General features: G+C 71.6%; 4 protein-coding genes. All 4 read right to left on the bottom strand.

Annotated elements, in window-relative coordinates; translation table 11 throughout:
• Nucleotides 1–105: 105 nt before the first annotated feature.
• The 4 genes from ACZ7JZ_RS35885 to ACZ7JZ_RS35870 all read right to left on the bottom strand — a co-directional run bounded on the left by ACZ7JZ_RS35885 (nucleotide 106) and on the right by ACZ7JZ_RS35870 (nucleotide 3,829).
• A complete protein-coding gene (locus ACZ7JZ_RS35885; protein ID WP_470947335.1) occupies nucleotides 106–303 on the bottom strand; it encodes a helix-turn-helix transcriptional regulator in 198 nt (65 codons plus the stop codon).
• A 479-nt stretch (nucleotides 304–782) separates the two neighbouring features.
• The gene (locus ACZ7JZ_RS35880) at nucleotides 783–2,258 is read right to left on the bottom strand and encodes an ATP-binding protein (protein ID WP_470947331.1); all 1,476 of its coding nucleotides are present in this window, start codon (nucleotides 2,256–2,258) and stop codon (nucleotides 783–785) included.
• Between the two features lie 3 nt (nucleotides 2,259–2,261).
• Nucleotides 2,262–3,098 (bottom strand): bifunctional DNA primase/polymerase, encoded by an 837-nt coding sequence (locus ACZ7JZ_RS35875; protein ID WP_470947329.1) that lies wholly within the window; start codon nucleotides 3,096–3,098, stop codon nucleotides 2,262–2,264.
• Nucleotides 3,095–3,829 carry a DNA methylase gene (locus ACZ7JZ_RS35870; RefSeq protein ID WP_470947327.1) on the bottom strand — a complete coding sequence of 245 codons (735 nt, stop codon included), beginning with the start codon at nucleotides 3,827–3,829 and terminating at the stop codon, nucleotides 3,095–3,097. The genes ACZ7JZ_RS35875 and ACZ7JZ_RS35870 overlap by 4 nt, the downstream gene beginning before the upstream one ends.
• Nucleotides 3,830–3,901 lie beyond the last annotated feature (72 nt).

Here is a 3,901-nt window from a genome sequence, read left to right as displayed (position 1 = left end):
CCCGCCACTCCTTGCCCCCGAGGAACCAGCGGACCGTGTACGTGGTCCCCTTCGCCTGCTTCCGAGAGCCGATCTTCCAGATCTTCACGTCGTACGTCGTGTCCATCAAGCAGCGTCCTCGCAGTCGTTCAACCAGATGTCCAGGTCTCCCCGACGGACGCGCAGTTCGCCGTTGGGGAGCTTGATGCAGTGCGGTGCGCGGCGCTTCAGGCGCCAGTCGTAGAAGGTGGAGCGGGAGACGCCGAGCTCTTCGCAGACCTCGGCAACGGTGAGCAGGCCCCGGTTACGGGTGTGGGTGGCCATGCAGTGCCTCCGCGGAGTCGCTGTGCGCGGGCATTCGTCCTCCGGATGTGTCCGAGGCTCGGATTTCTGCGTCATCACGTCACCTGCGTCATTCAGGGCTGTGACCTGCGGGTTCGGGTGACGGAGGGGTGGGGTGTGCGTCACCTCTCTGCGTCACCCGCGTCATCGGGTGACGCAGCCCGGTGACGCAGATGACGCAGGATGACGCAGCCGCAGGCCGTCTGCGTCACCCCTGTCACCGCAGGCCAGGGCCGGTTTCGGGGGTGCGGGTGACGCAGGTGACGCAGGTTCTCTCTACTTAGGAAAAGAGGTGGGGGTTTCTGTCTGTGGCGCGGGTTCGCCTTCGAGCTGATGAGGGGCCGCTGCGCGGCGCGCCTTGCGCAGCGGCGGCAAGCCGCCGGAACAGCAAGAGGAGCACCCGGCGCCCCGGGCGGGGGTGCTCCTCTTGCCCGTGCGGACACCCCCACGAGGGGGCGGGGTCAGAACATCGGGTCGGCCGCATCCGGGGGCGGCGGGGCCGGGCGGGTCATCTCGATGTAGCGGGCGGTTTTGGTGCGGCCCCAGTCCACGAGGACGCCGCGGGCGGCGAGGGTGGGCTGAAGCCGCTTGAGCCGGTCGGAGAGCACCTTGCCGGTGGTGGGCCACCCCTTGGGCAGGGGACGGAACTCCTCGCCGCCGTAGAGCTGCGTGAGCGCGTGCAGCCACTCCGCCGACGACATCCGCACCTCCGCCCCCGGGGAGAGGCCGGCGGCGTGCTTGAGCACGGTCTGCGCGAGCAGATCGCCCTCGATGACGTCGTCGTTCAGGTCGTCCAGGCTGGCCCGGTACGCGCCCAGCGACCCGAGACCGGTCGCCGCATCCAACTGCGCGCACAGGTGGGCGAAGTCCGCCATCCGCAGATCCGTCGGGATCCCGGCCTGCGTGCCACGGACCTGAACGGTCAGATCGAGCAGCGAGCCGAGGATCACGGGCAACGCCTCCTCGAACTCCGCCCACAGCTCCGCCTCGGTCCGCCGCACCTTCGGCCGCTCCAGCCGCAGCGGCAGAAGCCGTTCAGCAAGGTCGGGACGGATGACACCTACGTCGATACCGGTCAGCAGAAGCGGCCGGCGGTAGCGGGAGCGGACGACGTCCCCGTCCGTGAACAGGGCCCGCTTGATGCTCTCCGCCCCCGTCACGATGCAGCACATCAGGTCCGACAGGTCCGGCGCCAGGTGCGAGAGGTTGTCCAGCGCGGTCACCCACCCGGCCGCGACGGCCGTGATCAGGTTCTCCTCGTCCTTCGGGGCACGGCGGAGGTCGCCGGTCATGCCCTCGATGATCCGCATCAGCATCCGCGCCGCCGTGGACTTCCCCGCCCCCTGGGGGCCGGTGAGGAACGGCGCGGGTACGGGCACGGACGGGCCGAGGCAGCCGATCAGCCAGGCCACGGCCATGCACTCCGTCTCCGCGGTGGCGAAGTTGCACAGCCTGAGGAGCAGGTCGATGCCTTTGCCGTCGGTGTCCTTCACCGGCAGGGGCAGTTCGCCGGTGAGCTGGGTGCGGCGCCAGCACACCTCCCGCGGGTCGGGGGTGACGATCTCCCAGCCGGTGGGGTGGATGCGCACGGACTGGCCGTCGTTGCGGCCCAGGTCCAGCCACGTCGCCCGGTCGAAGCCGGGGGCGACGCGGATCTGTACGGGCTGGACGGTCTCGGTCAGGGCCAGGGCCTCGATCAGGTCCAGGGCCTCCTTCATCGCGGTGCCGTTGAACACCCCGTGCCCGTCCTCGAACAGCCCCACCATGAGCTCCTGCCGGTGGCTGCCGGCGGTTCCCTGGGAGCGGATCGGGCGGGCGACGGGGTGGCGCTTCTTCTGCGCGTACACCGTCCCGTCGGGGGTCCGGAAGTACCGGAACCGCTTCTGCGCGTACTCGGTGATGACCTCACGCCCCGGGGTCTTCTCGTCCTCGGGCATGGCTCACATCCCCAGGGCCGTGCGGGCGTTGGCCCACGCGATGGTGCAGTGGCGGGCGGACTCGCCCTTGGCGTGTGCGGCGGTGAACAGCCGGACGACGTGCCCCTCGGTGAGGCATCCGCACCGGCCGTGCACCGACAGGACCGCGAGGAAGACCCGGTAGACGGTGGCGTGCACGGCGCTCGGGGCGTCGGTGATGCGCTGCTCCGCCATCGCGATCCCGCGCTCCAGGAAGACGGGCGAGCGGTGCGGGCACGCCCCGCGCCCGCCCGGCACCGGCAGGGCGGCACGCGGCGCCGGACGGGCCGCAGCGGGCTTGCCAGCGGTCAGCGCCCGGACGACGGCCGGGAGGACGGTCATGGTGCCCGTGCCGGGGCCGAGCCAGCGGGCGTACTGCATGAGGGACTTGATGTCGACGCCGGGGCGGACGGCGTTGGCGGAGGGCATGGTGCCGAGGTAGATCCAGTGCTGTCCGCGGGTGGTGGGCACCGTCCGGGTGACCGGAAGGTTCTGGCGGGCCCACGCGAGAGCTTGGGGGCTGTCCAGGTCCACGACGGTCAGGCCCGCGCCGCCAGGGTGGTACGCGAGGGCCCCGGCGTGCTGCCAGGCCGCCAGCCACGCGGAGGAGGCCAGCAAGCGGGAGTCCGTGGTGGCTGCCGCCCACCCGTGGCAGGGTCGCGGGCAGACACACTCCCCGGGGGTCTTCATGTTCGGCCGGCCGCCGCACCCGTTGCCGGTGCAGGAAAGGCAGTTGGCCACGGGCCGCTTGTCGCGACTGAGCGGCAGCACCGGCACCCCGGCGGCAGCCAGGGCGAGGGCGGCGGTCAGGTTCTCGCTCATGCCGCCACCTGCCCGGCGAGGACGTCGGCGAGGAAGGCGCGGCCGATCCACTCGCTGAACGCCGGGGGGATCGCCTCGGTCAGCTCCTCGCGGATGCCGGTCCAGTCGATGCCCATGGCCGTCTGCATCTCCGCCACGGTGGCCTTGCCGCCGCCGGAGCCGTAGGCGGCGACGTACGGGCCGTCGTGGAACTCTCCGTGCCGCCAGCCGCGGACCCGGCCCCGGTGCCTGCGGTGGGCGGGCCGCGGGGTGTGCCAGCCGCCCAACTCGAAGTTGCGGTGCCTCAGCACGCCGAGCCCGAACATCTCCCCACAGAGGGAGACGTCCTTGCGGACGGCGGCCCGCCCGTTCGGCTGCTCGATCACGTACGGCACGCCGGTCGCGTCGAGGAGGCGCCGGGTCGGGGCGACCAGGTCGACGTGCGTGCCGCCCCATCCCTGGGAGCGGTTGGTGCCGACGGTGAGGGCGCAACCGGCCTGGCAGGGCGGGGAGGAGTGGATTAGCGAGTACGCCGCGACCTCCCCGGAGTCGATCAGCTCGGCGAGGACGGTGAGGGCGTCACCCTGCCGGAAAGCGAAGGGGTAGCGGGGGCTGCGGTCGGCGATGTCCACACCGTGCACGGTGAACCCGGCACGGTGGTAGCCCATGGCCGCGCCGCCAGCGCAGCAGAACAGGTCCAGCAGTAAGGGGCGGTCGGGGTCATAGTGCGCAAGGACCCTTCGGTGCTTCATGCTTGGGGTCTCCTGTCTGTCTTCGGACGGGTAGGGAGGACCGCGGCGGCGGGCGACCTTGGTGGGGAGTCC

The sequence above is a fragment of the Streptomyces sp. NPDC038213 genome, assembly GCF_055600495.1.
The sequence above is the reverse complement of the archived record's forward strand: the minus strand, read 5'-3'. Positions and strand labels throughout refer to the sequence as shown.